This window comes from Paraburkholderia caffeinilytica, from assembly GCF_003368325.1.
Lineage (GTDB): Bacteria > Pseudomonadota > Gammaproteobacteria > Burkholderiales > Burkholderiaceae > Paraburkholderia > Paraburkholderia caffeinilytica.
The window spans coordinates 291,400-318,169 of the sequence record NZ_CP031467.1; the positions used below are offsets into that span (position 1 = coordinate 291,400).

25 protein-coding genes are annotated in these 26,770 nt (G+C 64.2%); 7 read left to right on the forward strand and 18 right to left on the reverse strand.

Features of this window, described 5'->3' with window-relative positions:
- Positions 1-136: 136 nt before the first annotated feature.
- Positions 137-3,190: an AAA family ATPase gene (locus tag DSC91_RS17230; protein WP_162831433.1), complete on the forward strand. Its 3,054-nt coding sequence runs from the start codon at positions 137-139 to the stop codon at positions 3,188-3,190.
- On the opposite strand, the gene DSC91_RS17235 is transcribed toward DSC91_RS17230, so the two are convergent.
- The 11 genes from DSC91_RS17235 to DSC91_RS17285 form a co-directional block, all read right to left on the reverse strand.
- Positions 3,187-4,974 carry a LuxR C-terminal-related transcriptional regulator gene (locus DSC91_RS17235; protein WP_115780080.1) on the reverse strand — a complete coding sequence of 596 codons (1,788 nt, stop codon included), beginning with the start codon at positions 4,972-4,974 and terminating at the stop codon, positions 3,187-3,189. The two genes, DSC91_RS17230 and DSC91_RS17235, sit on opposite strands and share 4 nt — an antisense overlap.
- Positions 4,975-5,166: 192 nt before the next feature.
- Complete coding sequence (locus DSC91_RS17240; protein ID WP_115780081.1) at positions 5,167-5,565, reverse strand: DUF3331 domain-containing protein; 399 nt, start codon at positions 5,563-5,565, stop codon at positions 5,167-5,169.
- A gap of 2 nt (positions 5,566-5,567) precedes the next feature.
- The gene (locus DSC91_RS17245) at positions 5,568-6,170 is read right to left on the reverse strand and encodes a helix-turn-helix domain-containing protein (protein WP_115780082.1); all 603 of its coding nucleotides are present in this window, start codon (positions 6,168-6,170) and stop codon (positions 5,568-5,570) included.
- Between the two features lie 130 nt (positions 6,171-6,300).
- Positions 6,301-6,708 carry a Ros/MucR family transcriptional regulator gene (locus DSC91_RS17250; protein ID WP_115780083.1) on the reverse strand — a complete coding sequence of 136 codons (408 nt, stop codon included), beginning with the start codon at positions 6,706-6,708 and terminating at the stop codon, positions 6,301-6,303.
- 389 nt (positions 6,709-7,097) lie between these two features.
- Entirely contained in the window at positions 7,098-8,480 is a 1,383-nt protein-coding gene (locus tag DSC91_RS17255) for an MdtP family multidrug efflux transporter outer membrane subunit (protein WP_229758065.1), read from the reverse strand.
- Between the two features lie 13 nt (positions 8,481-8,493).
- Positions 8,494-8,796, reverse strand: a complete 303-nt coding sequence (locus tag DSC91_RS38250) for a hypothetical protein (RefSeq protein ID WP_162831418.1) — start codon at positions 8,794-8,796, stop codon at positions 8,494-8,496.
- Positions 8,793-11,030 (reverse strand): FUSC family protein, encoded by a 2,238-nt coding sequence (locus DSC91_RS17260; RefSeq protein ID WP_115780084.1) that lies wholly within the window; start codon positions 11,028-11,030, stop codon positions 8,793-8,795. Before DSC91_RS17260 ends, DSC91_RS38250 begins: the two co-directional genes overlap by 4 nt.
- Entirely contained in the window at positions 11,027-12,118 is a 1,092-nt protein-coding gene (gene mdtN / locus DSC91_RS17265; RefSeq protein ID WP_115780085.1) for a multidrug transporter subunit MdtN, read from the reverse strand. Before mdtN ends, DSC91_RS17260 begins: the two co-directional genes overlap by 4 nt.
- Before the next feature lie 105 nt (positions 12,119-12,223).
- Positions 12,224-12,499: a YtcA family lipoprotein gene (locus tag DSC91_RS17270; protein WP_115780086.1), complete on the reverse strand. Its 276-nt coding sequence runs from the start codon at positions 12,497-12,499 to the stop codon at positions 12,224-12,226.
- An 87-nt stretch (positions 12,500-12,586) separates the two neighbouring features.
- Positions 12,587-14,308 (reverse strand): ubiquinone-dependent pyruvate dehydrogenase, encoded by a 1,722-nt coding sequence (poxB, locus tag DSC91_RS17275; RefSeq protein WP_115780087.1) that lies wholly within the window; start codon positions 14,306-14,308, stop codon positions 12,587-12,589.
- Between the two features lie 489 nt (positions 14,309-14,797).
- Positions 14,798-15,664 (reverse strand): pirin family protein, encoded by an 867-nt coding sequence (locus DSC91_RS17285; RefSeq protein WP_115780089.1) that lies wholly within the window; start codon positions 15,662-15,664, stop codon positions 14,798-14,800.
- A gap of 111 nt (positions 15,665-15,775) precedes the next feature.
- Between DSC91_RS17285 and DSC91_RS17290 the strand changes: the two genes are divergently transcribed.
- Positions 15,776-16,660 (forward strand): LysR family transcriptional regulator, encoded by an 885-nt coding sequence (locus DSC91_RS17290; protein ID WP_115780090.1) that lies wholly within the window; start codon positions 15,776-15,778, stop codon positions 16,658-16,660.
- A 104-nt stretch (positions 16,661-16,764) separates the two neighbouring features.
- Here the strand turns inward: DSC91_RS17290 and DSC91_RS17295 are convergent, their stop codons facing one another.
- The gene (locus DSC91_RS17295) at positions 16,765-17,187 is read right to left on the reverse strand and encodes a DoxX family protein (RefSeq protein WP_115780091.1); all 423 of its coding nucleotides are present in this window, start codon (positions 17,185-17,187) and stop codon (positions 16,765-16,767) included.
- A 48-nt stretch (positions 17,188-17,235) separates the two neighbouring features.
- Positions 17,236-17,934, reverse strand: a complete 699-nt coding sequence (locus DSC91_RS17300) for a pirin family protein (protein WP_115780092.1) — start codon at positions 17,932-17,934, stop codon at positions 17,236-17,238.
- A gap of 180 nt (positions 17,935-18,114) precedes the next feature.
- Between DSC91_RS17300 and DSC91_RS17305 the strand changes: the two genes are divergently transcribed.
- Entirely contained in the window at positions 18,115-19,032 is a 918-nt protein-coding gene (locus DSC91_RS17305; protein ID WP_115780093.1) for a LysR substrate-binding domain-containing protein, read from the forward strand.
- Between the two features lie 40 nt (positions 19,033-19,072).
- On the opposite strand, the gene DSC91_RS17310 is transcribed toward DSC91_RS17305, so the two are convergent.
- From DSC91_RS17310 to DSC91_RS17330, 5 genes are all read right to left on the reverse strand, one after another.
- Positions 19,073-20,050: an alpha/beta hydrolase gene (locus tag DSC91_RS17310; RefSeq protein WP_115780094.1), complete on the reverse strand. Its 978-nt coding sequence runs from the start codon at positions 20,048-20,050 to the stop codon at positions 19,073-19,075.
- A gap of 171 nt (positions 20,051-20,221) precedes the next feature.
- The gene (wrbA, locus tag DSC91_RS17315) at positions 20,222-20,821 is read right to left on the reverse strand and encodes an NAD(P)H:quinone oxidoreductase (protein WP_115780095.1); all 600 of its coding nucleotides are present in this window, start codon (positions 20,819-20,821) and stop codon (positions 20,222-20,224) included.
- A gap of 139 nt (positions 20,822-20,960) precedes the next feature.
- Positions 20,961-21,383 (reverse strand): DoxX family protein, encoded by a 423-nt coding sequence (locus tag DSC91_RS17320; protein WP_115780096.1) that lies wholly within the window; start codon positions 21,381-21,383, stop codon positions 20,961-20,963.
- Between the two features lie 329 nt (positions 21,384-21,712).
- On the reverse strand, positions 21,713-21,997 hold the full coding sequence (locus tag DSC91_RS17325; protein WP_115780097.1) for a DUF4148 domain-containing protein: 285 nt from the start codon (positions 21,995-21,997) through the stop codon (positions 21,713-21,715).
- A gap of 248 nt (positions 21,998-22,245) precedes the next feature.
- Complete coding sequence (locus DSC91_RS17330; protein WP_115780098.1) at positions 22,246-22,926, reverse strand: TetR/AcrR family transcriptional regulator; 681 nt, start codon at positions 22,924-22,926, stop codon at positions 22,246-22,248.
- Positions 22,927-23,520: 594 nt separating this feature from the next.
- Here DSC91_RS17330 and DSC91_RS17335 point away from each other — a divergent pair.
- The 4 genes from DSC91_RS17335 to DSC91_RS17350 all read left to right on the forward strand — a co-directional run bounded on the left by DSC91_RS17335 (position 23,521) and on the right by DSC91_RS17350 (position 26,731).
- Entirely contained in the window at positions 23,521-24,024 is a 504-nt protein-coding gene (locus DSC91_RS17335; protein WP_115780099.1) for an aldo/keto reductase, read from the forward strand.
- 187 nt (positions 24,025-24,211) lie between these two features.
- Positions 24,212-24,670: a MarR family winged helix-turn-helix transcriptional regulator gene (locus DSC91_RS17340; protein ID WP_308422764.1), complete on the forward strand. Its 459-nt coding sequence runs from the start codon at positions 24,212-24,214 to the stop codon at positions 24,668-24,670.
- A 217-nt stretch (positions 24,671-24,887) separates the two neighbouring features.
- Positions 24,888-25,811 carry an amidohydrolase family protein gene (locus tag DSC91_RS17345; RefSeq protein ID WP_115780100.1) on the forward strand — a complete coding sequence of 308 codons (924 nt, stop codon included), beginning with the start codon at positions 24,888-24,890 and terminating at the stop codon, positions 25,809-25,811.
- A gap of 38 nt (positions 25,812-25,849) precedes the next feature.
- Complete coding sequence (locus DSC91_RS17350) at positions 25,850-26,731, forward strand: intradiol ring-cleavage dioxygenase (RefSeq protein ID WP_115780101.1); 882 nt, start codon at positions 25,850-25,852, stop codon at positions 26,729-26,731.
- Positions 26,732-26,770: the final 39 nt, after the last annotated feature.

A 26,770-nucleotide genomic window follows, 5' to 3' on the forward strand; every position in this document is an offset into this window, starting at 1 on the left:
CGTAAGGCGTTCGAAATCCGGGAGCGTGATTTTGTGCTCCTGATTTGATAATGGAATGCTCCAGTCCGCAGTCCCGACAGGCGCAGTATAAAATCGCGACAACCAGGCCGGGTTGCGGCTCACTCGGAGAATCTGCGTGATCGAATTTCCCCCCTTTCGATTGGATCGGCTGAATCGATGCGTCTGGCAATGCGCGCCCGACGGCACCAGCCACAAGCTCGCGTTGGCGCCGCGCGCCTACGACATGCTGCAATACCTGATCGACCACCCTAGCCGGCTGATCACGCACGACGAATTCCTCGACGCACTGTGGCAGAACGTGCATGTGCAGCCCGAAGTGCTGAAGGCCCACATGCTGACCATCCGCTCGGCGCTCGGCGACGATCCCTCGCGGCCCAGCTTTATCGAAACCCATCGCGGCCGCGGCTATCGCTTCATCGCGCCGCTCTTCGCGAGTTCCGGCACCGGCGCGCGCGGGGTGGAGCCGCGCGGCCACGGCGGGTTCGTCGGCCGCACGCAGCAACTGAACCGCCTGAAGACGCTGTTCGACGAGGCGCGCAATGGCGCATCGCGCATCGTGTTCGTGGCGGGCGAACCGGGCATCGGCAAGACGACGCTCGTCAACCGGTTTCTGGACTCGCTCGCGGGCGACGCCACCGTGTTGACGTCGCTCGGGCGCTGCGTGGAAGGCTACGGCGGCATCGAGCCTTACTACCCGGTGCTCGACGCGCTGACCCAGCTGACTCGCGGCGAAGCGGGCCCGATGATCACGCGCACGCTCGTGTCGATCGCGCCGACCTGGGCCCTCCAGATGCTCGGCTCGGTCCCGCAGCAATACCGCGCCGAGCTGCAGCATCAGGTGATCGGCGCGGCGAGCGGGCGCATGTTGCGCGAGATCTGCGAGTTCCTCGACGCACTGTCGCTGGAGCGCCCGCTCGCGCTGGTGTTCGAAGACCTGCACTGGTCTGACTATTCGACAGTCGACATGCTGTCCGCGCTGGCCCGCCATCGCAGCGGCGCCCGTCTGATGGTGATCGCGACGTACCGTCCGGAAGACGCCGAACTGGCGCAACACCCGTTGTGCCGGTTGAACCGCGATCTGGGGCTGCAGAAGCTGTGTCACGACATCGTGCTGGAACCGTTGAGCGAAGGCGCCATTGCCGAATATCTGACAGGCAGCCCGCACGACGCCCGGCCCGACAGCGCGCACGGCTTCGCTCAGCTGGTGCGCGAGCGCTCCGGCGGTAACCCCCTGTTCATGGTCGCGACGCTCGATCACCTGGTCGAGCAAGGCATCGCGCAATCGACACCCGAAGGCTGGAAGCTGCATCTGTCGCCATCGGAGGTGCGGCTGGAAGTGCCGCTCACGTTGAACCAGGTGATCGAGCATCGCATCCAGCGGCTCTCCGACGACCAGCAACGCGCGCTCGAAGGCGCGAGCGTGGCCGGCCTCATGTTTAGCGCGACCACCGCGGCGCCGGCCGCCGGCTTTGATCAGGAGCATTTCGAGGATATCTGCGAAGCGCTCTGCCGTCAGGAAAGCTTCATCCGGCGCGAACCGTCGTCTACCCTCGATGACGGTCTCGCCGCCTGCACCTACGCGTTCCGCCACACCATGTACCGGCAGACCTTCTACGAGCGGCAGGGCCAGCTGCGCACCGCCGGCTCGCATCTGCGCGTCGCCGGGGCGCTCGAGGCGCTGTTCGCGCCGGACGAGCGTGGCGGGGTCGCCGCCGAACTCGCACAGCACTTCGCCGCCGCGAAACGTTGGGACCGCGCGCTCGGCTATCTGCGCATCGCGATCCAGACGGCGAAGAAGCGTCTCGCCTACAACGACGCGCTCGCGGTCCTCGACCGCGCGCTGATGTTCGCGGCCAATCTGCCCAGTGAAGCCCGCGCCGCGGCGGAAACGGAATTCCTCGAAGGCCGTGCTTCGATCTTCGCGGCGGCCCACGATTCCCGCGCGCGCGAAACCTGCACACAGCTCGCCGAGCGCGCCGCGCAGTACGGCCTGATCGACATTCAAAGCCGGGCGTTGATGAGCCTCGCGTACACGTATAGCTGGCGCGACCAGGCGCGCTGCAGCCAGATCATCGACGAAACGCTCGCGCTCAGCGTTCGGCAAACCAATCCGCAGCAGCAGGCCCGCACCCGCATCAGCTGCTACGTATGGCGGATGTGGGTGCGGGGCTGGTGCGCGGAAGACATCGTGCAGTGCGAAGCCGCGCTCGTCCCGCTGCGCGCCGGCGACGATCCCTACACGACCGCCTGGTCGCTGTGCGAATACTCCATGGTCTGCCTCGTGTCGTCGCACTACCAGAAGGCCCAGGACACGATCGTCGCGAACTACCGCTTCCTCGTCGAGAACGACGAAAACCGCCCCGAGTTCAACATGGCGCGCGCGACCTGGATGGTGCATCTCGGTGTGCCGTGGACACTGCTCTATCTCGGCGAATTCGGCCGCGCGCAGCGCGAGTTCGACAAGGCAATCACGATGTTCGCGCACAACGGCAACCCGTACGGCGCGGACACGCTCACGCTCTATCGCTGCTGGGTGCAGTTTCATGCGATGGATTTCGATGCCATGCTGCAAGCCTGCGCACAGGTGCTGGCCGGCAAGTCGCCCGAACCGGGCAGCGGCAAATCGATCCTGCCGGCCGAGTACCGGCTCTGCCTGCTGCTGACCGGGCTCGCGCAGCTCGGCCTCGGCGATACGCGCGCCGCACGCGATTCGCTCACGCAGGTCATGCAACGGATGGACACGCAGCCGGTGATCTTCGATTGGTACTGGCGTCTGCCGCTCGAATGGGGGCTCGCGGGCGCCGCACTCGCTGAGCGCGATCTCGACGCTGCAATCGCCCACGCCGACCGTCTCGTCGAGCTGGCGACCCGTATCGAAGAGCGCACGTGGCAGGGCTTCGCGTGGGACATGCGCGCGCGGGTCGCGTGCGAACAGCATGACGCAAGCCATGCGTTGCGCTGCGTGCAGCATGCGCTCGACGCGACGCGCGGTTACGAGACGCCGCTTGCGGACTGGCGCATTCATCGCACGGCGGCCCGCGCCTGCGAGATGGCCGGCGACACGCAATCGGCGCGGTACCACGCCACACTCAGCAAGACGATCAAGGACGCGCTCGCCGTGACGCTGCCGTCGGGCCATCGTATGCGCGAGACGTTCGAAGCGGGCTAGTCACCGGCGTGCCCGCATCCCGACAGCCGCACGAGGCCCAGACGGCTCGCCAGCGTCACCGCTTCGATCCGGTTTCTCACCGACAGCTTCGTGTACAGATGCTTTGCGTGCGACTTCACGGTCTCGGGCGCGATGCTCAGCCGGATCGCGATCTGCTTGTTGGTGAGCCCACGCCCCATCAGTCCGATGATCGCGCGTTCGCGTTCGCTGAGGCCCAATGCGGCCACGGATCGCGCGAAGTCTCGCGCCGTATCGTGACCCGGTTGCATGCCGGCGCTACCGCGCCGGCGTCGCGACATCAATGCGCTTGCGTAGGGAAGCAGATCGCGAACATCGCCGGCAGGCACGATCGCACCTTGCACGATGCCCTCGATCAGCTTCGCCACACGCTCGCTGCAATCGACGAGCGTCTGCTGCAGTCCCACTGAAACCGCCTGCCGCAGCAGCGCGACGAGCGCCTCGACCGCGTCGTCGCGCAGCCCGGCGACCAGCAGCGCTTCGACCAGCAACAGCGCGATCGTCACCGCGCCGTAGCCATCGCGCCTCAGATCGGTATCGCAATGGAGCTGCCGCAGCGCCGCGAGATCGACCGCATTGGATACCTGGATGGGCGCCTGAGGGAACGCCTGAACGGATGGCTTTGCGAGCGCCTGAGCGGATGCGTCGGAATGCGCCTGCGCGAGCGCAAGCCGGGTCTGCGCGAGCGCGTGGTAACGCGCGATCTCGAAGCGCGCGCTGCTGCTCGCCGCGCCGCATTGCCCGGCCAGCACGGCAAGCCGTTGTGCGCAAAGCGCCGCCTGGTCGACGCGCTCCGCGGCCACGTGCATCTCGACCTGCTGCGCGAGGCTGGCGGCGCGCAGCCGCGGCCAGTTGCGCTTCATCCCAAGCGTGTCCGCCTCGGCCAGCAGCAGGAGCGCTTGTCCCGGTTGCCGGCGGTTCGCCGCGATGCGGGCGAGCAATCCATAGCCGCGTACCGCGCCTTCGATCGTGCCGCCCTGCCGGATGCCCGGCAGCCGTGCCGCGACCAGTGCTTCGCTCTCGTCGACGCGGCCCTCCTCGTACAGCACCTGCGCCATCACGCAGGCGGGCAGCGCGTCGATCGCCGCCGGGCCGGCGCCGAAGCGGCGCGCGACGTCGAGCGCGCCGTCGGCCAGCAAGCGCGCGGCATTGAAATGCATCTGACCGAATTCGATCGCGGCATCGAGCGCAAGGTCGAACATCGTGGTGACCGCGCGCAGCCGGCCCGGCTGCTGGTCCGGCTCGCGCAGCTCGCGGCGTTCCACCGCGTAGAAACTCTCGAGATCGCCAAGGCGCCAATAAACGCAGCGGCACACCGTCAGCGCGACGTGCGCCGTCGGCGTTGCGGTGCCGAGCCGCAGCGCGGCAAGCGCAGCGGCCAATGCCGCCCCCGCGTCGTCCTGCAGCAGGAGCGCCGCGGCTCGCACCGCGGCAATCTCGCATCGCAGCGCAACCGCGCCAGGAACTGGCGAGGGGCCGAGCTGCCCTTCAATCCGCTGCGCGGTCAGCAGCGCTTCGGCGGCCTTGAGCCGGATCAGCATCTGCCATGCGCGCGCAAGCTCCAGATGGATGCACGCCACACTCACCGCCGCGCGTTCCCGGCCGGCGCGCGCCAATGACCGAACCTCGTCGACGTACACCGCGGTGGACGGCACGACGTGCAGCGCCCGCGTCACGAGGGCTTCGGACTGCGCCCGTGGCCGCGCCGCGCGGGGATGAGAATGCTCCGTTTCCTGATGAGTCTCGCAGACAATCGCCTCGTTCATTCCATGCTCCGTCGGACAGCAGATCGTCGCAACCGCGTGACGAACACAGTACCGCCCAGACTAGAGATGACCGTCCGGAAAAGCGTGATGATTCGGTTCTTTTTTGGTAAAGGATAGGTTGTCGCCCGGTATTGGCGACGCTGTAACGTAAACGAAAGCGATCGATACCGAGCGTTGTCGCGCGGCCGGCGGTCAGTTGGGCAACACGCGCTCGACCTCGGACGCCAGCATCATCGCCGCCGCGTTGACGGGACTCGGCCGCCCCTGTCGTGGACGGTAGACCGCGTCACCGGCCTTGATCGGCGCGCCCGACAACGCGCAGCGACCGCGCCGCCTCGCGACGCCGACCCGCCACAACTGGTCGCCGTAGCGGCACGACGTTGCGTCGCACCAGTACACGACCACGATTTTCGCCGAAACGCGATCGAGCACGCGGGCCATGCATTCGTGGCGCGCACCGGTTTGCGCGGCCGGCACCCTGGCTGCTTCACGGCGTGGCGCCACGCAGCGCGCGGCCAACTCGCACGAGCCGTTGTCGAGCAGCCGCAGCGCGGCACCCCAGCATTCGTCATCCGCCAATTCTGCCTGCATGATCACACTCCCGTGTCGGCCCAGCGCGCGCCGGCGGCCATGGCCGGCTCCACGGCCGGCCGCTCGATCGGCCGCTCGCCGCGCATGCGGGTCCGCCAGCTGTTGGGCGGCTCGCCGACCATTCGCCCGAAAACGGTCGTGAAGTGCGCATGCGACCCGAAGCCACAACTCAGCGCGACGTCGAGCACGCTGAGCGCCGACGAGCACAGCAGCTTCTGGGCATGTTCGATCCTGCGCCGAAGCAGATACGCGTGCGGCGAATAACCGGTCGTCGAGCGGAACTGCGCGGCGAAATGCATGCGGGTGAGACCGGTGCTGGCGGCGACATCGGCAAGTCCGATCGGCTGCGCCAGATTCGCTTCGATAAAGTCGAGCGCGCGCCGCAGACGCCACTTCGGCAGCGGCGCCGCGCGCCGCGTGGCCTGCGGCGTGCGCTCGGCGGCCCGCGCGACGAGGCGCGCGACGACCGCGTCACAAGCGCTGTCCGAGTCGAGCCGGCGGGACGGGTCGGCGAGCGGATCGGCTTCCTCGAGCACAGTCCCGCCGTCGGCGGCGAAGTCTGCTGCGTCGTTGCGGTACGTTGCATCCGGTGTCGGCGAGAACATGTGCGCCTCCTCTGCGATCCCATGCAAGATGATTATTGTCGACGGTCTCCATCTTGCGCAGTCCGGCAGCGGCGCGACATCCCCTCGTCGGGTGAGCGCAACAGGCGTGGTCTCCCTCGTTCGCGCGTTCTCAGGCGCCGCGACGCGGCTTGATTGCGCCCGCGGGATGGCGCTTCGCGATCGACGAGCGCAGCGCGGAATAGGCCGGCGCGACCATCGGGTAATCGGCGGGCAGACCCCACTTCGCGCGGTATTCGTCGGGGGTCATTGCGAAGTGACGCTGCAGGTAGCGCTTGAGCGACTTCAGCTTGCGTCCGTCTTCGAGACAGACGAGGTAATCGTCGCGCACCGATTCCTCGACCGGCACCGCCGCGCGCTGCCGTGCGGGCGGTAGCGACGTCGTGCGCAATGCCGCCAGCGCGGCGTAGGTGCTCCAGATGAACGCCGGCAGATCGGCCGCCGGCAATGGATTGCACGACACGAAGCTCGCCACGATTGCGGCGGTGAGCTCGATCAGATCGACGTCCTCCGTCGTCACGGGCCGCCTCGGCGAATCAACGGTTCCGGGTGGAACAGCAGTGTCGCCCGACGTGGCGTGCGGCTTCCCGAAGCTTCATGATCGTTCAAGACTTGGCTCCCTGACAGACGGGTCATCGGTCGCATTAGGATCGGCAGGCACGGCGCTCAATCCCCCGAACGGGGGCGGTCACGCTCGCACGGACGACCGGCGGCCGCGACCAGTCCGGCGCGCCCGCTGCTCGGGGTCCGCTGTTCGGGGTCCGCTGTTCGGGGTCTGCCGTTCGGGGTCTACCGTTCGGGGTCTGCCGTTCGGGGTCCGCCGTTCGGGGTCCGCTGTTCGGGGCCCACCGCTCAGGACTCATCGCTCAAGGCCCATCGCTCAAGGCCTGTCCACGCGAGTCGCGACTCCTACTGCGCCTTCGTGCCGGCGGCGGGTTCCCCCGGCAGGTCGTCGCTGCGATAGCCGCCGCCGAGTGCTCTCGTCAGCGCGATGCCCGCCTCGATCTCGTCGCCGGTAAGCTGGACGAGTTCGAGGCGCCCAACGATGACCGGCGCCTTCGCCTGCATCGCGCTCATCCTGTCGCCGAGGCCGGTCTGATAGCTCGCCTGGGCACTGTCGCTCGCGAAGCGCAACGCGTCGAGCCTGTCATGCTGCAAATGCACGCGATGATCCAGGTCGTCGATCTCGCTGCCGCTTTGCGCGACGTCGCGCACCGCGTCGAGCACGGCCTGATCGTACTGCTCGATCAGCGTGTTGCTCGCCGTGCGTGCGCCGTGCAGGTTCGCGTTCAGGCGGCCGCCGTCGAAGATCGGCAGCGTGAGGCCGGGAATCAGGTTGATCTGCTGGCTCGAATGCAGGAACAGGTCGCGCATTCGCAGCGCGTTGAAGCCGAAGAACGCGGTGATGTCGAAGCTCGGGTAGAACGCCGCTTTCGCCGCATCGATCTTGTCGAACGACGCCTGCACCAGCCAGCGCATCGCCTGCAGATCCGGGCGCCGCGCGAGCAGCTCATAGGAAAGCGCCGACGGCAGCGATACCGACGGCGCCGGCAACGGCACCGGCGCGATCGCCGGCAGATCGTCGGGACCGGCGCCCGCCAGCGCGCGCAGCGCCTCACGCGCGTGGACGACCTGCTCCTCGCTCGATGCGATCTGCTGATCGATCGCGAGCAACTGCGAGCGCGCGGCGGCGGTTTGAGTCAGCGCTTCGAGACCGCGCTCGTGCCGCGCCGATCGCGTGTCGAGCTCGAACGCGCGTACTTCGCGAAGTTGCCGCAACAGCTCGAGGTTCGCGTAAGTGATCTGGATGCTGTAGTAGAGCTGCGCGACGCCCGCCGAGAGCTCGAGCTCGGCCTGCGCCGCCTCCGCGCGCCGGGCGTTCTGCTCGCCGATCGCCGCGCGCACGAGGTCGCGCTGCTTGCCCCAGATGTCGATGTCGTAGTGCGCGTCGACGCCCACCAGTCCGGTCCAATACCACGGCCCAAACGCGCCGATCGCCGGGTCGTGCGACGCATACGCGCTGAGGAAACCGTGACCCGAGACCCGCTCGCGATCGGCAGTGGCAAGCGCGGACATCTGCAGACCGGACGCTGCGCGGATCAGCTCGACTTGCGCCTGAGCCTGCGAGACGTGCTCGCGCGCAATGGCGAGCGTCGGCGCGCGAGTGAGCGCCAGGTCGACGAGCGTATCGAGCTGCGGATCGTGATACTGCGCCCACCAGCGCGCCGACGGCCAGCCCTCGTTCGCGAGATGGATGTCGTCGGCGAGACGGATCTGCTGCGGCGCGATCATCGCGGCGGGCGGACTATCGTGGTGAATCAGCGCGCACGAGGCGACGAGCGGCAGCGCGAGCGACGCGAGCCAGCGGGTGGCCGGTCTTGTGCGCGATCTTGTAGCCGGTCTTGTGATCGGTCTCGCGAGCGGTCTTGTGGGCGATCTTGTGGCCGGCCTTGCAAGCGGCGTTGCAGGCGGTCTTGTGGCCGGCCTTGCAAGCGGCGTTGCAGGCGGTCTTGTGGCCGGCCTTGCGGGCGGCGTTGCGGGCGGCCGTTCGGTGAATAAGCGCGGCAGGCGGCGCAGGATGCAGACGAAGCGCGTCATTGCCGATCACCCCGCACTCGCGAATTCGCCGGACGCGCGCTCGTCTTCCGACCAGCGCGGCAAGCCGGCGAGTGCCGCAGCGATCCGTTGCGCGAGCCGGTCCAGCGCTTCTTTATCTGCGATACCCGGTGCCATACCCGCCGCCCTTGCCGTCGGCGTGGCCCGCAATCCACCCGGATCGAGCGGCGCCGGCGTCGTCGCGGCCGGCGGTTCGGCCGCGAGCTGTGACGCGTATCGTTCCAGCACACCCGCGACATCCGACTGAAACTTCCCTGCTTGCTCCATCGGTGCGCCTGCTGATGCGCCGGTCATCGCCTCGTGGTGAAACGCTTCGATCGCGACGAGCAACGCACGGCTCTGCGCGAGCACCGTCTGCGACAGCAGCGTAATACGGGTCGTCTCTCCCTCTCGCCAGTCGGGTTCGAGCGCGACACGCGCGAGCGCCATCTCGCAATCCGCGACCATGGCCCACACCTCAACCACCGCTGCAGAATCCGTCGCGAGTGGGCCGCTCTGCACCGCCTTCGCCTCGATACGCGCCAGCGCCGCGATCTTGCGCAAGATCGACGTCAGTTGCGCACGCAGGCTATCCGATTCGCGCTCCGGCCACAGCGACATCTGGATGAAGGTGGCCACGCCGACACCCAGCAGAATGCCGACGATCCGGTCGCGGATCTCGGTGAGATCCGACGGCGGAGAGAATGATTGGAGCAACGCCAGTGCGAACGTAAACATGATCTGGATTCCTGCATAGCTGATCCGCTCGGAACCCGCCGCCACCCAGGCGCCCAGCGCGATCACGGGCAAGCTCATCAGCAGCAGCCCCGTCACGCTTTCCAGTTGCGGAATCACGAACGCAACCATGAACAGCGCCAGTGCACTGCCGATCAGTGCACCGCCGATCCGCAGCACGCCCTGGCGGCTCGATGCGCCAAGGCTCGGCAGCGCGACCACGAGACACGTCAGCATGATCGTGTGGATACCCGGCCAGTTCACCGCGTTGTAGAACACGTAGCAGATCAGTACCGAGAACAGCGTACGCAGCGCGAAGCGCACGTAACGCGGATTCGCAAAGAGGTCCGGTTCGGGCTGCGCGGAATGCGGCGCAGCTTTCGTTGCTTTCGCTGCTTCCGTCGCCTTCGCCGCCTGCTCCGCTTTCGCCGCTTTTTCACTCTCCTCCGCTGCACCGCCGGTGGCCGCATCTTCCGGTTGCGGCGGCGCGACGGCACCCCGCGTAGCCTCGGAGAACACGTTGAGCGCGCGTTGCATCGCGTCGAGCGCGGGTATCGAGGTCGACACCGGCGCCTGGCGCGATGCGCCCCAATGCCGCCATTGCAGGTTGTCGCCAATCGCGTGATCGAGCGACACGAGTTCGTCCTGCACCACACGGATGGCATCTATCTGCCCGGCGTCGTGCGCGACTGCATGCTCAGGCAGCACCGCCGCAGCTTCGAAGATGCGCGATACCACGGTCACGCAGGCCAACCATGCCGAGGCATCTTCCTCGCTGTAGTGGTGACGCATGGTCGAAAAGCGCAGCAGCTTCTGCAACGCGAGTGCGCCGCGCTCGAGATCGAGCGAGCCAATGTGCACGGCCGGCGCATTCGTGTCGATCATGACCGCGAGCCGCGCACGGGCCGTCGCGAGCTGCCGTTGCATGGCGGCGCGCAACTGCTGCTCCGGTTCGGCTGGCAGAAACAGCGTGTTGATGATCAGCGAAAGGACAATCGGGTAGTTGACCGCCACCCACACCCACAGACAGTTACGCACCAGCGCTTCCGCGTTATCGGTCTGATCGACAAAAGTCTGCGCGTAAATCACGATCAGCGAGACGAGAAAGAACACCAGCCCCAGTTTCGCGACGGCCCGCATCAGATAAGCGCTGCAGAAAAAGATGGCGCTTGCGACGATGATGCGCAGCAGCGGGTAGTCGAACGTCAGCCTGTAGACACCGATGATGCAGGCGATCGCGCAGGTCGTGCCGATCACGGCCAACAAGGCGACGAGGCGGGTCAGCACGATGTTCGACTGCGTGACGAAGAACACCGCGATCAGCGACAACGCCAGCTCCGGTACCTGCAAGGTCATCGACACGACAATCACGATCGCGCAGCCGAGCACGCTGCGCATGGCCACATTGGCGCGCCCCGGAAACCCGCCAAGCTCCGAGCGCAGGAAGCCTGCCAGTTGCCCGAGCGGCCGCGGCCAGGCGAGATGACGCCCGACGCCGTCGAGCCCGCTCATGACGGCGCTCCATTGTGCGTCGCGCGAGTGTCGCGATCCTCGCGACGCTCAGGCTGCAGCACGGCGACAGCCGAAGTGCCGATCCGGAACAACTGCGGGTCGGGATGATCGACCCGTATCTTCACCGGAAAACGCTGCGCGACGTGGACCCAGTTGATGCTGCGCTGAATGCTCGGCAGACCGTTTGCGGTGCCGCCGCCATCCTGCGGATCGACACCGAAGCCGATCGAATCGACCGAACCGCTGAAACGGATACCGGTATTGCTCATCAGATACACGGTCGCGCGGGTGCCGGGCCGGATGTTGCCGAGTTCGTTCTCGCGGAAATTGGCGACTACGTACCACTGCCGCGTATCGATCAGCGTGAAGACGGGCTTTTGCGCGGACACGAATTGCCCGACAGACGTGCGCAACTCGACGACGCGGCCATCGAACGGCGCGCGCACGGTCGCATATTCCAGGTTGAGCTGCGCCGTCGCGATTTCGGCGAGCAGCACCGAGCGCTGCGCGACGAGCGCGGCGACGCTGCTGACCGCCGCCTGCGCCTCGCGGGCCTGCGATTGCGCGGCCGCGAGCTCGGCCTGCGCCGCGCGTTGCGCAGTGCGCGCCCGGTCCAGGTCCTCGGCGGAGACGTAGCCCTTCGCGATCAGCGGCTCCGTTCTTGCCAGCGTGTCTCCCGCCTGCTTCGCGGCAGCCTGCGCGCGCACGACCGCCGACTTCGCAGCCTCGGCGCTGAATCCTTGCGCGTTGACGGTGCGCTGCGTCAGCGGAATCTGCGCATCGAGTTGCGCGAGCGCCGCCTGCGCGCGCTGCAACGCGAACTGATACGGCCGCGGGTCGATCTCGAACAGCAGATCGCCTTGCTTCACGGCCTGGTTGTTGCGCACCGCGAGCGTCACGATCTTGCCGCTGACTTCCGGCGAGACACCGATCGTGTCGGCGTACGCATAGGCGTCGTCGGTGCGCGGCACGGTATCCACGCGCCAGATCACGGCGATGAGCGCGAGCACGGCCAGCACGATCAGCAGCATGGCGGGCCAGGTTCGCGGACGCTGCTTTCCTGCGTCCGTGCTTTGGGCAGCGGTCATGGTCACACGGTCGGATAAAGGTTAATGGGACTAAACGTTGAAGCCTTAGTTGAAGCCTTAGTTGAAGCCTTAGTTGAAGCCTTAGTTGAAGTTTTAGTTGATGCCTTAGTTGAAACCAGCTGCCCAGAGCGCGATCGAAAACAGCACCGTCAGCGCCGGGTAGACGATCGCGGGCGGCGTGAGCCAGCCGCCGCGGCCGCTTTTCGAGAGCAGCACATGCACGCACGCGACCAGCAGCACGCCGCCCACGATACAGAACAGCCAGTCCGGAAAATACGCGCCCAGCACGCCGACCGACGGTGCGTCGCTACAGGCAGTCAGCGTCGCGCACGGCATCAGGATCGCCCACGCGTGGCGCCCACGGTGCAAACCACTCCACATCGCCGTCTCTCCCTGATGGCAGGCAATGAAGCAATACAGTTCTGCGGCGCGCGGCCCGGAGACACCGGAGACACCGCACACTCCGCTTTAGCGCGTCAGATTCACTTTCGCGAGGTCGATCAGCCCGCCGCCGCGGCCGTCCATCACCGCCTTCATCATGAAGACGCCGAAATGCCAGGCTTCGTCGATGGTGGTCTTCGGCGGCATGATCAGTTCCTGGCGCGCGCTGACGACGTCGACGAGCGCGGGCCCGTCGTGCGCGAGCGCAGTCGCGAGCGCGTCTTCGAGTTCCTGCGGTTTCTCGACGCGGATACCCTTCACGCCGACCGCTTCGGCCATGCGCGCGAAGTTCGGATTGACGAGGTCGGTGCCGGTATCGACGAAGCCCGACGCGCGCATTTCGATCTCCACGAAGCCCAGCGTGCCGTTGTTCAGCACGATCACCTTCACCGGCAGCCCTGCCTGAACCAGTGTGATGAAGTCGCCCATCATCATCGTGAACCCGCCGTCACCGGACATCGAGATCACCTGACGGCCGGGATACGCGGCCTGCGCGCCGATCGCATGCAGCATCGCGTTCGCCATCGAGCCGTGATTGAACGAACCGATCAACCGGCGCCGGCCGTTCAGCTTCAGATAGCGCGCCGTCCACGCGATCGGCGTGCCGACGTCGCAGGTGAAGATCGCGTCGTCGGCCGCGAGCTGGCTCACGAGTCGCGTCACATACTGCGGATGGATCGTCGTGCTCGACGGATTGCTCTCGGCGAGCGAATCGAGATCCTTGCGCGCCTGCCGGTAATGCGCGAGCGCGCTGTCGAGATGCGACGAATCGGTCTTTTCGTCGAGGACCGGCAGCAACGCGGCGAGCGTGTCCTTGACCGTGCCGACGAGGCCGAGATCGAGCGAACAGCGGTTGCCGAGCGCTTCGGGGCGCACGTCGATCTGCGCGATCTTCGCGTGTTCCGGATAGAACTGCCGGTAGGGAAAATCGGTGCCGAGCAGCAGCAGCATGTCGCACGCCTTCATCGCCGCGTAACCCGACGCGAACCCCACCATGCCCGTCATGCCGACGTCGTACGGGTTGTCGTGCTCGATGATCTCCTTGCCGCGCAGCGAGTGGACGACGGGCGCCTTCAGGCGCTTCGCGAGCGCCACCACTTCGTCGTGCGCGCCCGCGCAGCCTGCGCCGCACATCAGCGTCACGCGCGACGCCGCGTGCAGCATATCCGCGAGGCGCGTGATCTCGTCGTCGGCCGGCCGCAGCACGGGCGGCGTCGACGGCACCAGCCAGGGCGCAACTTCGGCCGTCGTCGCCGACAACGCGACGTCGCCCGGAATCACGACGACCGCCACGCCGCGCCGCCCGACCGCAACCCGCATCGCCCGGGTCAGGATCTGCGGCAACTGCCCGACGTTCGACACGAGTTCCACATAGTGGCTGCACTCCTTGAACAGGCTTTCCGGATGCGTCGCCTGAAAGTAGTCGATGCCGATCTCCGAGCTGGGAATGTGCGCGGCGATCGCGAGCACGGGCACGCCGCTGCGGTGGCAGTCGAACAGCCCGTTGATCAGGTGCAGGTTGCCCGGTCCGCAACTGCCGGCGCATACCGCGAGGCTGCCGGTGAGGTGCGCTTCCGCCCCCGCCGCGAAGGCCGCGCCCTCCTCGTGCCGCACGTGGATCCAGTCGATCTCGCCGGAACGCCTGAGCGAATCGGAGATGCCGTTCAGCGAGTCGCCGACGACGCCGTAAATGCGCTTCACGCCCGCGTGCGTCAGGGCGTCGACCAGGTAGTCTGCTGCGGTGGTCATGATGCCTCCCGCCGGGCCGTCCCGAGGGAGGCATCGGCCCCCTTGGGGGGCAGCGAACGTAAGTGAGCGTGGGGGTCGTTCATCCTCTCCCGCCGGGCCGTCCCGAGGGAGGCATCGGCCCCCTTGGGGGGCAGCGAACGTAAGCGAGCGTGGGGGGCGTTCATCCTCTCCCGCCGGGCCGCCCCGAGGGAGGCATCGGCCCCCTTGGGGGGCAGCGAACGTAAGTGAGCGTGGGGGTGATGCATGGTGCGCCTCCTTCTCCCGGTGACGAGGCGCACAGGCACATGTGCCGGCAGCCGCGGGTTGACTGCACCATGGTGTCGCGGCTCGTCCGGGCATGCTTTAGGATTCGCACGGTGACGTGTCGAAATCGTACGCACCGGCGCACCGGTGTCGAAAGAAAATCGCACCCGCCAGGGATACCGTGACGTCCATCCCGTCACGGACGCGCACGTCCGCAATGCGCACGCAATCAAACGGTGTCCACGCTTACCGGCTGCGACGCTGCGCGGCCAGATCGCGACCGATGCGGCGGATCTCGGTCTCGCCCTGGAGAAGCGCGTCTGCGTTCGTATGCACCGAGTAGTACCCAAGCACCAGGGGATAAGGGTGCTTGACAGCGGAGCCGATGACGAACGACGTCGCGTGCTCGGCACGAAGCTCAATCGGTGCCCCGTCGGATTCCTCGAACACCGCAAGCTCGCCTGCCTTGATCGGCTCGGATGCGTTCAGCCGTCCCTGGTCGATCGCAAGCCAAGCAACGTTGTGTCCGGCAGGCGGCACGTACCGCCATGTCTCCCCGGCCTTCAGTTCGACATGGAAGTAGTTGATGCCTTCAGGCGCGCGGATATCGCTCGCCGCGGATCCGTGACGGCCGAGGACGACGCGCACCGGCCCATCCCGCTGAACCTGCGCTGGCGAGATGTACTGGCTTTCCGCAGGCGAATTCTCCAGCGTGGGCGGAAGCGCGACCCAAAGTTGAAAGAGGCGCACGGGGTCGCCCGGCAATACGTTGCCGTCGTGCCAGACACCGTTGCCGGCCTTCATCCATTCGAGGCCGCCGGCTGGAAGCTCGCCATGCTTGCCGGTCGTGTCCGCATAGGAGATCCCGCCGCTCAGCACGGTTGTGAGTGTTGCGATACCCGAGTGCGGGTGGAATCCGAACATCGGCTTGCCGGTCGGCACGACCACGGCGTGATCGAGGAACACAAAAGGCTTGATCAACTCGCCGAGGTCGGCGGGACTCGCCAGACGGGTAATGCCGCCGTGCGCAGTGCCGCCGGTGCGAAAAGCGATCCGGCGCGGCGCCGGCGTTGTCTTTGGAATCGGGGTGAGTACGGCTGTGTCGATGGTCATGGCTCTGCCTCAAGAAAAACTCGAAAAACGCGATACACGTAAGGTAAGAGCTTGCACTCCATCTTAAAAGCCTATATTTTTAGATTCCAAATATCGTTCGGAGCGATGGATATGCTTGACGGCGTGACGCTGGACCAGCTTCGGACCTTCATCGCGGCGGTCGATGAAGGCAGTTTTTCAGCGGCCGGACGCAAGCTTCGCCGCGCGCAATCGGTGGTCAGTCAGACACTCGCGAATCTCGAGGCGCAACTCGAGGTGAAGCTGTTCGATCGCACTGCCCGTTACCCGCAGCTCACCGACGCAGGCAAGAGCCTGCTGCTCGACGCCCGTTCCGTGGCCGACACCATTGATAGCTTCAAGGCACGGGCGCGCGCGATGCGAGAGGGTCTGGAGCCGGAGCTCTCCGTTGCAATGGACGTGATGTATCCCATGGATAGTCTGACGGGCGCGGCGGCCCAATCCCAAAAGGATTATCCGCACACACCGCTGCGGCTCTATGTCGAGGCGCTGGGCGGCGTGATGAAGCTGGTGGTCGACCGGATTTGCAACATTGGTGTGATCGGCACGCTGCCAATCGTGACGGATGAACTCCAGGTCGAATCCTTACGCGAGCTCGAACTGGTTACGGTTGTCAGTCCCGCTCATCCGCTCGCGAATCACCGGGGCCTCGTTTCCTCTGCCGCGATCAGGAAGCAAGTGCAACTCGTACTCAGCGACCGAACCGCATTGTCCGAGGGACGCGAATTCGGCGTGCTGTCCGCCTCGACCTGGAGGCTCGCGGATCTGGGCGCCAAGTATGCTTTTCTGAAGGCCGGCCTGGGCTGGGGCCATATGCCGCTGCACATGGTCAAGGACGATCTCGAAAGCGGCGCGCTGATGAAGATTCGCATTGAAGGCCTGCCGCGCGATGTCGTGATGCCGATGAAGGTTGTTTACCGCAAGGACGCGCCGCCAGGGCCGGCCGCCCGCGCCTTCATTGCACAGTTGGAGAAGTAGGCCGATTTCGGCGCCGTGGCGCGCGCCGCCGGCGCTGTCCGGCGCTGTGATCGAGGTGAGACGATCCGGCCGGTCGGCCGGCCGTCTCAGCGGATCCGCCGTCTTCAGCTCGCGGCCACCGGCGAAACACGCAAAGCTGTCCGACCGGAACGCGCGTCCAGGCTGAATGCGCCGGCGCCGAACCACGTGATTTGCAGAAGGCCACCAGCCATCATCACGTTCTTGAGGAAGTGAATCATCTGGTTCTGATCTGCGAAGTTGTGGTGAAAGAACAGCGCGGTGACCACACAGAACACGGCCATTCCCAACGATACGGCGCGAGTCCTGTAGCCCGACAGCAGCAGCAGGCCGCCGCCCAGCTCGGTCAGCACGGCAAGAATGAATGCGAGGGGCGGCACCGGCAGACCCATGGCCGCAATGTAGCCAACCGTCGCGCCGTACGCCGCGAGTTTGCCCAGCCCGCTCATGACAAACGGTGCCCCAATCAGGATACGACCTAACAGCGGAAGAAATTTGAAACGTTCCATGACGAACTCCTAATGTGAATTGACGCAGGTGGATTAAGAGAAAGGGATTTAGCCGGCGTCCACCATCACCAGCTCGGAATCTTCAAGAGCGGAAATCTGCGCCGCCGCGGCTTGCGTGATCGCCACGCCGTCCAGCGGACCAACGGGCTCGCCATTCACCTCGATGCGTCCCGAGGCCACGACGAGATAGGCACGGCGCGCCGGACTCAACTCGTGTCGAACGCTTTCGCCCGCCTTCAGCATTGCGCCGAACACACGCGCATCGGCGCGAATGGGAAGCGCACCTTCATCGCCTCGGAACCCGCTGGCAAGCACGACGAATCGTCCGGACCGGTCACTTCTGGGAAACGGCCTGGTGTCCCACGCGGGTTCACCGCCGGCTTCGCGAGGCTGCAGCCAGATCTGATAAACCTTCAGCGGCACCTCGCCCTTGTTGAACTCGGCGTGGCGTATGCCTCTGCCTGCGCTCATCACCTGGACATCGCCTGCGTGGATCGTTCCTTCGGATCCCAAAGTGTCTCGATGCCCGAGCAAGCCCTGACGCACATAGGTGATGATTTCCATGTCGCGATGCCCATGCATGGGGAAACCGCTGCCAACCGCAATCTCGTCGTCGTTCCAGACAATCAGGGGACCGAGGGCGGCGTGCGCGGGATTGCCGTCGGCGCTCACCGCGAAATGGTATTTCGCGCGCAGCCAGCCGAGATCTCCCCTGTCCAATGATTCCCAACGCCTGTGTGTGAGCATGTCGTTCTCCGTTTCCCGCCATCGCCAATGCGATGCCTGTCATCCGTGCCAGCCGCCGGATTTGGCGCTGGTGTAGTCGATGAGACGAATGCTATATTTGCAACGAACTCGCGCATAGATCCGCCATTGGAATGCATCATTGCCTTCAATAGAACGATTAGAAGGAATTGAACTCTGCCCATGAACGCAATCACTGACCTCAATGATCTTCGGCTCTTCGCAGAGGTGGTCGAGCGTGGAAGCTACACGGCGGCCGCGCGCAACCTCGGCCTGCAGACCTCGAAACTGAGCCGCCGCGTTCGCGCACTGGAAGAGGAACTTGGCGTTCGCCTGCTCAATCGCACCAGCCGGAGCCTTTCCCTGACGGAAACCGGGCGGCAGTTCCACCAGCATTGCCTCGCGCTAGTGGCGGAAGCGAAGGCGGCGAAGGAGATCGTGGACCGGACGCGATCCAGGCCGCAGGGCACCGTCCGCATTGCTTGCCCGGTGGCCTTGCTGGAGTCCGGCATCTCCACGATCCTCGCGCGATACGTGCAAGACAATCCCGATGTCCAGGTCCTGCTGGATGCAACCAACCGCCGCGTGGATGTCGTCGAGGAAGGCCTGGACTTCGCGATCCGGGTCCGGCTGCCGCCGTTGGAAAACACCGATCTCGCCGTTCGCCAGCTGGGCCTGTCGATCCACATTCTGGTTGCCAGTCCCGAATTGGCGGCGCGCCATCCGGCGCCCAGCTCGATCGACTCCGTAAAGGAATGGCCCACGCTCTCCATGGCCAGCAGCAACGAGCGATTCGTCTGGAATCTGGTCGACGTCGAGGGGCGCGTGACATCGTGGGCGCATCAGCCCCGCATGGCGACCGACGACCTGGCCAGCCTTCGGGTCGCGGCGCTATCCGGCGTCGGCGTGGCCATGCTGCCGCGGGAACTGGTCGAGGCCGATATTCAGGCCGGCCGCCTGCAGCACCTGCTGCCCGGTTTGGCTACCACGCCGGGCCTTGTCCACGCGATCTTCCCCACGCGCCGAGGCATGGTGCCGGCCGTGCGTCACCTGCTCGATGCGCTCGTGGCAGGATTCGAAGGTCTGAACCGACAGCGCTAGCGCGCTCGCCCGCGTCGTCGAGCCTATCCTTCGGGACGGTTCAGCGTGCGCTGTGCGGGCCGGCGTCGGCCCGCAGCTTCTCCGCGAGAAACGCGCCGATGGCATCCAGCGCTTGTGCCGACGCCTTCAGCGTTCCGATGCTGCCGGCGAAGCCATGCGGCATCCCCATCCAGACGTCGAGTCGGGCGTCGGTTCCGGCGGCAATCGCGCGCTCGACATACCGGCGTGAATCATCGAGCAATACTTCGTCGTCTCCGACGTGAATGCGGACGGGAGGCAAGCCGGAAAGCTGCGCGTGGAGCGGCGAAGCCAGCGGAAGTTTCGGGTCGGCGCTACCCAGATAGGCATGCACCAGGTCCGCAACCTGCGGAAGGGTGAAATACGGCTCGGCATCCGCGCGCGTCACATACGTCTCGCCCGAGAGCGTCAGATCGGTAACCGGCGAAAGTGCGGCCACGCCAACCAGAGCCGACTTCGCCGGGATGGCGTCGGCAGAGACGCGTGCGGCGAGTACCAGTGCGAGATTGCCTCCGGCAGAATCGCCCGTGACGGCAATCCGGTGCACGCCCCTTTCTTCAAGCCCACGGTAAGACGCCAGCACGTCGTCGACGGCCGCGGGGAAAAGATGCTCGGGAGCCAGCCGATAGTCCGGAATAAATGCGCTCGCTCCGGCCCTCGCGGCGATATGCCCGACGAGGTGGCGGAATGCTTTGGCCGTTCCCAGGTTGAACCATCCGGCGTGCAGATGGAGAATCGCCTCGCCAGACCGGCGATGCGCGGGATGAACCCAGAGACCCGGAATACCGCCAACCGTGTCGGCTTCGAAGGTCACGTCATCGCGTGGTGGTACACGCTCCATCATGGCGTCGAAAGGCTCGCGCGCTTCGATTCCGCGCATTTTGCCTTTCATGGAACTCGCCATGGCTCGCGTGGCAGCGGTGATCGCCCCATCTTCCGGATCAAGCGGATGGGTTGCGACGAAATCCCCCAACTCACTTTCTGTCGTCGGACGTTGCATGGTCAGCTCTCTCGAATTGGTGGTTGTCATTGGCGCGGGTCGTCGGCCCATGTCGAACGACAGCGTGTTGCCCGGTCAATTCGATGTCCAGAGCGGAGTCTGGAGTCCGGCCAGGCGAGGATTCGCCTGGCCTTCTCATGCGCGCGTCGACGCTGCGAATATTCCCGACGTTCAGCCAAACAGCTTGTTTGCCGTCCTGGCGATCAGTTCGCCCTGGTGGCGAGCGCCGGCGAGCTCGATCGCGCTCGGCTGGCGCTGACCTTGTCCACCGGCGATCGTCGTGGCGCCGTACGGAGCACCGCCGACAATTTCGTCCAGCGTCATCTGCCCCTGGTGGCTGTACGGCAGGCCGACGATGGTCATGCCGAAGTGCAGCAGATTGGTAATGACCGAGAACAGCGTCGTTTCCTGCCCACCGTGCTGGCTCGCGGTCGACGTGAAGGCGCCGCCTACCTTGCCGTTCAGCGCGCCGCTCATCCACAGGCCGCCCGCCTGATCCAGGAATGCCGCCATTTGCGATGAGATGCGCCCGAATCGGGTCGGCGTGCCGACCACAATAGCGTCGTAGTTGGCGAGCTCGGCGACCGTGGCAACCGGCGCCTGCTGGTCGAGCTTGAAGTAGGCGGCCTTGGCCACCTCCTCCGGCGCGGTCTCCGGCACCCGCTTGACGTCGACCGTGGCGCCCGTGGAGCGCGCACCTTCGGCGACGGCGTCCGCCAGCGCTTCGACATGGCCATACGAGGAATAATATAGAACCAGAACTTTCGACATTTCGATCTCCTTTCTATATCTGCTGTGATACCGCTGAGAGAAACGATGTGCGCCCGACTATGCGCACCATGTTGCAGCAAGGACGGAGGCAGTTGAGACGGCGCAGCCGGTCAGGTGCCTGTCTCATCGAATCCGTCTTTTAGCTCGCGCTCTGAGGCGAAATACCCGAGGCTGTCCGCCCGCTGCGCGCGTCCAGACTGAAGGCGCCGGCACCGAAGTAGGCGATTTGCAGAAGACCACCGGCCATCATCACGTTCTTGAGGAAGTGAATCATCTGGTTCTGATCTGCGAAGTTGTGGTGAAAGAACAGCGCGGTAACGACACAGAACACCGCCATCGCCAACGAGACGACGCGAGCCCTGTAGCCCGACAGCAACAGCAGGCCGCCGCCCAGTTCGGTCAGCACGGCAACAATGAACGCGAGCGGCGGCACGGGCAGCCCCATGGCAGCAATATAGCCGACCGTCGCCGTGTACGCTCCGAGCTTGCCCAGCCCGCTCATGACAAACGGCGCCCCAATCACAATGCGGCCCAACAGCGGAAGAAACGTATAACGATCCATGACGAGCTCCCGAAGTGAATTGACGACTCGACGTGCAGGTTACGGTCGAATGGCCTATGCGCATATCTCCGCGGTTGCAATGGATCGTTGTTTTCGGCAGAACGATAAGAATCAATCAAAGCATCTGGATGGAGCAGATCACTCGCTTCAACGATCTTCGACTCGTTCGATGGAGAGGACCCCGACGAGACTGTTCATCTTCTGGAAGGGTGTGCGTCCGGTCCCACAAGCCCATAAAGCGAAACGGCTGAGTCTTGCCCACCGGCACAGATGGGAAGGACTCAGCCGCAAACTGCGCGATTGTCGAAATTCGCGCTTTACACCCAATATTACAGACCGCTTGCCGCGCCCGAACGAGAGGTTCCGTCAGCAGCGCCACCGTAACCTGAAACAGGGGCTTGGGCCGTGGCGTTCTGCGCCGCGACTTTTGCTTCAGCTGCCTGGATGTTCTCCGGGTAGTGAATCCAGTCGTGCGGGTCGTAGCCCGCTTTCTCGAGCTGCGCCAGTTCGGCACGCACCTGCGCACGGCTCACTGGCTGGCTGGACTGTGCGAACGACGCGACGGGTGCTGCAAAAAGGGCAGCAATAAGAACCATCCTGGTGACCGACTTCATGATGACCTACCTCAACGATTGTTGTTAGTTGCGCTACAAAGCAGCTTCGCTGCCATGGCTGAACGCAGTCTAAAGGGTAGCAACCGTCAGGGTAAATACTGGTTTTTCCAACTCTCTGTTTCACATGCATCAACAATCGGGCAACGGCGCCATTCAGCATGCGAGCGCGGATGATGCGGCCTCTCACTGTGAAACGCTCGACCCGGTGTGCGATCCGCGGCACGGTTTATTGCTGGACGCGACCCGGTCTACAGCATCACGTAGCTCTTGATGATGTGGTCGACCAAGGTCGGCAAACGCTGGGCGACACGCCGGGCGTCGCTGTCCGATTTGAAGTTGCTCGTTGCATTTTCCCAAAGCATCATCAATGTATCTGCCAACGCCTCGGCATCCACCGCGTTTGCGGCAACAGCCAGCCGCATCAGGAGCGTTCGAAACTCCCGGGCAAGCTTGATACGCGATAGCCTGACAGGATGCTCCTCGTCGGCGAACTGTACCGCCGGCACGTGAGGTTGCCTGGGCCGACAAGCATCGGAAGCCAGTCCGACGGCGACATCGATAAAGAGTTCAAGCAAGTGTTGGACAGGATCCTCGCCAGATCGATGTCCCGCCTCCCGCCATTGCGCACGCTCCCGATCGCACAGCAAGTCAGCATAGGCTTGCAGAAACGCCTTGCGCGACCCGAAAATCCGATAGATGCGTCTCGTACCGAGCCCCGTTTGATCGGCGAGCCGATCGAGATTCAACGACTCGATAGGCTCGCGATGGAAAAGCGCTGCGGCAACTTCAAGAATGACGTTCCGGAGATCGCCCGTGGCAGCCTGCGCACGCCCGCCGTTCTTTCGACGGACCACGGATCGTGCAACCCGCAACGAGCCGGGTTCACGTTCATCTTGCTGGGCAAGTTCATCCACCATTGCTTTCCACATCGTTCAGCCATCCTTTGTTTGAGCAGCCGAACCGGCTTCAGATACTGGTGCGGCGGTTCTTGCAACAAAGCATATTTGCGAATCACGCGTGGCCGGGCCGGGAAGCGTCGACGCGCAAATCGCGTCGCTCCGGGCTCGCCTCGTCGCATTACTATACGGTTGGAAAATATAATGTCAAGGCTCGTTCAGCGTGCGCAAAGCCGTGCCGGTTAGAGCCGGAATCATGAAGCGGCGCAGGCGTGGCATCCAGTCGGCCTACGACTGGCGTCTCGATGGGTATTCAGCACTACATTCAGGAATGCGACGCTCACCATCGGCTGATGGTGCATTCGTATGGCCGTGCAGCTCCAAGCTGCCTGCCATAAACACGTGCAATCAATCCAGAGAAATTCCGCCCGATATGTATCGCCCGTCACGATAGGTCGAATCTAGATATATAGGCTTCTTTCCGTACGCGCCATCGCTTACCCTTTCGCGAAATCACTCGCCGAAAGGCGGGTTTCTTTCGCCAGTGGCCACCATTGGGGTACATCGGATTGTTCGGCCGTCCGTCCCGTTGCAGGGGTATATCGGCTAGTCCATGAGGAATAGTTCATGCAACACGTCCATGCCGGCAACGCGGCCATTCCGGCCATAGGCTTCGGCACCTACGGAATGACCGGGGACGACATTTATCGAATGATCCCTGAAGCCCTTCGTGCGGGCTTCCGTCATATCGACACTGGGCAAATCTACCGCAACGAGGCGGAAATCGGCGACTGCGTCGCTGCATCCGGCATCCCAAGAAGCGACCTATTTCTGACCACCAAGGTCTGGGTCAGCAACTACTCCGCGAGATACTTCGATGCGTCCGTCAACGAAAGCCTACGCAAGCTCAAGACGGACTACATCGACCTCCTCCTGCTGCACTGGCCAGGGGGATGGCTACGTTGCCCGATCGACTTGGTGTGCAAACCGCTCCGTCGCCCATGCGATGAATACGCAGCGCCGCCGGCTCATGTGTGTCCCAAAGGCCCGACGTCATCAGTCTCAGTGCATGAATGCCCGTTTCAACCGCGAGCGCCCGGGTCGCCGCGCTCAGCTACTGAGAGCCACTGAAAGCCACGAAGAGCCGTCGTATTGAGCGCCGTGAACAATCCCAGACTGCCAGAAGAACTGAACTTATCGGTACGGCCGGCGATTACTTGCGCTTTTGGAGAACCAATCCGCAATCGCCAGTGTGTGACGTATAATTGATTTTTCAAATACGTGCATTCACCTAAACCTTCCGTTTTTGGCCACGATCGTGAACACTCCAAAGCAACCTGAAGAACTGGAAAGAACGGTTCCTTTCCTCATGGCGCGTGCCACCAGCCGAATGGGAAATGCGTTCTCGAAGGCACTTAAACCGTTTGGCCTGAACCTCAGCGAGTGGCGAGTCTGTGCCTCGCTTCTCTATGTTCCGGGCCAGACGTTGTCTGAACTTTCTCTCCATGCATCGTCCGATATTTCGGCTCTCTCGAGAATCATTGATCGTCTCGAGGCGCAGGAGTTGGTGCGGCGTGAAAGGAGCGCGACCGATGGACGGTCGATCAGGGTCGTCCTGACGGACAAGGGAGAGGCTCTGGCACTGCGCATCGTGCCTGTCGCAAAGCGCCACGAGTCGGTGGTTCTCTCGGGCTTCGCCGCGGGCGACGTCAAGGTATTGCGCACCATGCTGCTCAGATTGTTCGAGAACGCAGGCGCGCTTGACGATCTGCCTTGACCTCGCTCGAACCATAATTTTCTTCGCTGTGCCGGCGGAGCCGCTGCTCCGCTCGACAGATGCCGCGCGCGTACTCGTCGAACTGGCCAAGGCACGTGTGCAGTTGACTCGCCCACTAAACTTTGCAAACGTAAAAAATAACGTATAAGATGAGTTCAGGTGGCGGAGGGATTGCACCCTCCCGATGCTAAAGAATTGTTCATAGGAGACGACGGCCATGCCGAAGCGCAAAATCGACACGCACCAACATTTTCTGCCGAAACTCTACGTGGACGCAGTCGGACTGGACTTGCTGAATGCGGCGATGCCGGGCGGCGTGGCCCCCACCTGGTCCGTCGAGGCAGCCATCGCGATGATGGACGAAAACAGCATCGACGAGGGAATCCTGTCTATCTCCTCCGGCCCCACCCTTCCGGATGCCGCTACGTTGCTGAGAAAATGCAACGACCACGCAGCAGACCTCCGATCCCGGCATCCCGGACGGTTTGGTTCTTTTGCGAGCTTGCCGCTGCCAGACGTCGATGCAGCGCTGAAGGAAGTCAGCTATTGTCTGGATGTGTTGAAGGTTGACGGTTTCATCGCCTTTACGAACTACAACGGACTATATCTGGGCGACGAGCATTTCACGCCGCTGTGGGAAGAATTGAACCGGCGTGGGACCGTGGTTTTCGTTCACCCCAACCAGCCGCCTCACGATGTACCGCCGGTCGCCCCGGCATCCGTTCTCGAGTATCCATTCGAGACGACACGTACTGCCACCAGCCTGATCATTTCAGGTGCGATGAACCGCTTCAGGAATATCCGGTTTATCCTTTCGCATGCCGGGGGGACGCTGCCGTTTCTCGTACCTCGCCTCGCCCTGTCGATTTCCATGATGCCCGAGGTAGCCGAGCGCGTGGGTGACACGCTGGCGGCAGTCAGAGCCTTCTACTTCGACACAGCCCTGTCCGCCGGCAATTCACCGCTCAGTGCGCTGGCGCAAGTGGCGGACCCCGATCACATTCTCTTCGGGACGGACTTCCCGTTCGCGCCGACACGCGCAATCCGCCAATTCGGCAGCGTGCTCGACGACATCCGGATCCCCGGCATCGAGTTGGATAAGGTGTACGGGGACAATGCTGCCCGGTTGCTTGCACGCTAACCTAACAGTACCGGTCATAAGGAGTTCGAGGAAAGACCATGCGCAATATCGACGAAGACACCATCACGCAAGCGGTGCTTGCGGCAATGGCCGGCTGTAGCAACGACAGGCTGCACACTGTGATGACCAGCCTTGTCCAGCATTTGCATTCTTTCGCAAGAGACGTGAAGTTGACCGAGAGCGAATGGCTATACGCAATCAACTTCCTCACCGAGGTTGGCCACATCACCGACGAAAAGCGCCAGGAGTTCGTTCTCCTGTCCGACACGCTCGGTTTGTCGATGCTGGTTACGACGCAGAACAACCGCAAGCCGGTCGAATGCACGGAAGCAACCGTTCTGGGGCCCTTCTTTGTTGCGGGTGCCCCCGAGTACAGGAATGGTGAAGATATCTCCAACGGTGCAGCGGGCCTCCCCTGCTTTGTTTCCGGCCGCGTTCGCGGTCTTTCGGGAGAGCCTGTAGCCGGAGCGGCGATCGAAGTCTGGCAATCCGATGAAGACGGGTATTACGACGTGCAGTACGGAGACCCTCAAGATACAAACGTGGAGTATCAAGCTCGCGGTCGTTTGCGGACGCTGCCGGACGGACTCTTTCATTTCCGCTCGATTCTCGCCGAGGCCTATCCTATTCCGCACGACGGACCGGTGGGTCGAATGCTCGATGCGCTCGGACGCCATCCGTGGCGCCCGGCCCACCTGCACTTCTGGATCACGGCGCCAGGGTATGAGCCGTTGATTACACACGTGTTCCGGAACGGGGACAAGTATCTCGACTCGGACGCCGTATTCGGCGTGCGCTCAACGTTGATCGTCGACTGGATCGAACACTCGCCGGGTGTCGCGCCGGACGGCACGGCGATGGACACCCCGTTTTATACGCTCGACTACGACTTCGTTCTCAACCCTTCAGAGCATGGGTGATGAACGGGCACATCGATACGCAGCGCGTGCCGGCGAACG

What these genes read in the sequence shown, in the direction of transcription:
- DSC91_RS17235 (WP_115780080.1), bottom strand. Translation starts at nt 4,974, where the DNA reads ATGAACGAGGCGATTGTCTGCGAGACTCATCAGGAAACGGAGCATTCT.
- DSC91_RS17240 (WP_115780081.1), bottom strand. Translation starts at nt 5,565, where the DNA reads ATGCAGGCAGAATTGGCGGATGACGAATGCTGGGGTGCCGCGCTGCGG.
- DSC91_RS17245 (WP_115780082.1), bottom strand. Translation starts at nt 6,170, where the DNA reads ATGTTCTCGCCGACACCGGATGCAACGTACCGCAACGACGCAGCAGAC.
- DSC91_RS17255 (WP_229758065.1), bottom strand. Translation starts at nt 8,480, where the DNA reads ATGATCGCGCCGCAGCAGATCCGTCTCGCCGACGACATCCATCTCGCG.
- DSC91_RS17260 (WP_115780084.1), bottom strand. Translation starts at nt 11,030, where the DNA reads ATGAGCGGGCTCGACGGCGTCGGGCGTCATCTCGCCTGGCCGCGGCCG.
- mdtN (WP_115780085.1), bottom strand. Translation starts at nt 12,118, where the DNA reads ATGACCGCTGCCCAAAGCACGGACGCAGGAAAGCAGCGTCCGCGAACC.
- DSC91_RS17270 (WP_115780086.1), bottom strand. Translation starts at nt 12,499, where the DNA reads ATGTGGAGTGGTTTGCACCGTGGGCGCCACGCGTGGGCGATCCTGATG.
- poxB (WP_115780087.1), bottom strand. Translation starts at nt 14,308, where the DNA reads ATGACCACCGCAGCAGACTACCTGGTCGACGCCCTGACGCACGCGGGC.
- DSC91_RS17285 (WP_115780089.1), bottom strand. Translation starts at nt 15,664, where the DNA reads ATGACCATCGACACAGCCGTACTCACCCCGATTCCAAAGACAACGCCG.
- DSC91_RS17290 (WP_115780090.1), top strand. Translation starts at nt 15,776, where the DNA reads ATGCTTGACGGCGTGACGCTGGACCAGCTTCGGACCTTCATCGCGGCG.
- DSC91_RS17295 (WP_115780091.1), bottom strand. Translation starts at nt 17,187, where the DNA reads ATGGAACGTTTCAAATTTCTTCCGCTGTTAGGTCGTATCCTGATTGGG.
- DSC91_RS17300 (WP_115780092.1), bottom strand. Translation starts at nt 17,934, where the DNA reads ATGCTCACACACAGGCGTTGGGAATCATTGGACAGGGGAGATCTCGGC.
- DSC91_RS17305 (WP_115780093.1), top strand. Translation starts at nt 18,115, where the DNA reads ATGAACGCAATCACTGACCTCAATGATCTTCGGCTCTTCGCAGAGGTG.
- DSC91_RS17310 (WP_115780094.1), bottom strand. Translation starts at nt 20,050, where the DNA reads ATGCAACGTCCGACGACAGAAAGTGAGTTGGGGGATTTCGTCGCAACC.
- wrbA (WP_115780095.1), bottom strand. Translation starts at nt 20,821, where the DNA reads ATGTCGAAAGTTCTGGTTCTATATTATTCCTCGTATGGCCATGTCGAA.
- DSC91_RS17320 (WP_115780096.1), bottom strand. Translation starts at nt 21,383, where the DNA reads ATGGATCGTTATACGTTTCTTCCGCTGTTGGGCCGCATTGTGATTGGG.
- DSC91_RS17325 (WP_115780097.1), bottom strand. Translation starts at nt 21,997, where the DNA reads ATGAAGTCGGTCACCAGGATGGTTCTTATTGCTGCCCTTTTTGCAGCA.
- DSC91_RS17330 (WP_115780098.1), bottom strand. Translation starts at nt 22,926, where the DNA reads ATGTGGAAAGCAATGGTGGATGAACTTGCCCAGCAAGATGAACGTGAA.
- DSC91_RS17335 (WP_115780099.1), top strand. Translation starts at nt 23,521, where the DNA reads ATGCAACACGTCCATGCCGGCAACGCGGCCATTCCGGCCATAGGCTTC.
- DSC91_RS17345 (WP_115780100.1), top strand. Translation starts at nt 24,888, where the DNA reads ATGCCGAAGCGCAAAATCGACACGCACCAACATTTTCTGCCGAAACTC.
- DSC91_RS17350 (WP_115780101.1), top strand. Translation starts at nt 25,850, where the DNA reads ATGCGCAATATCGACGAAGACACCATCACGCAAGCGGTGCTTGCGGCA.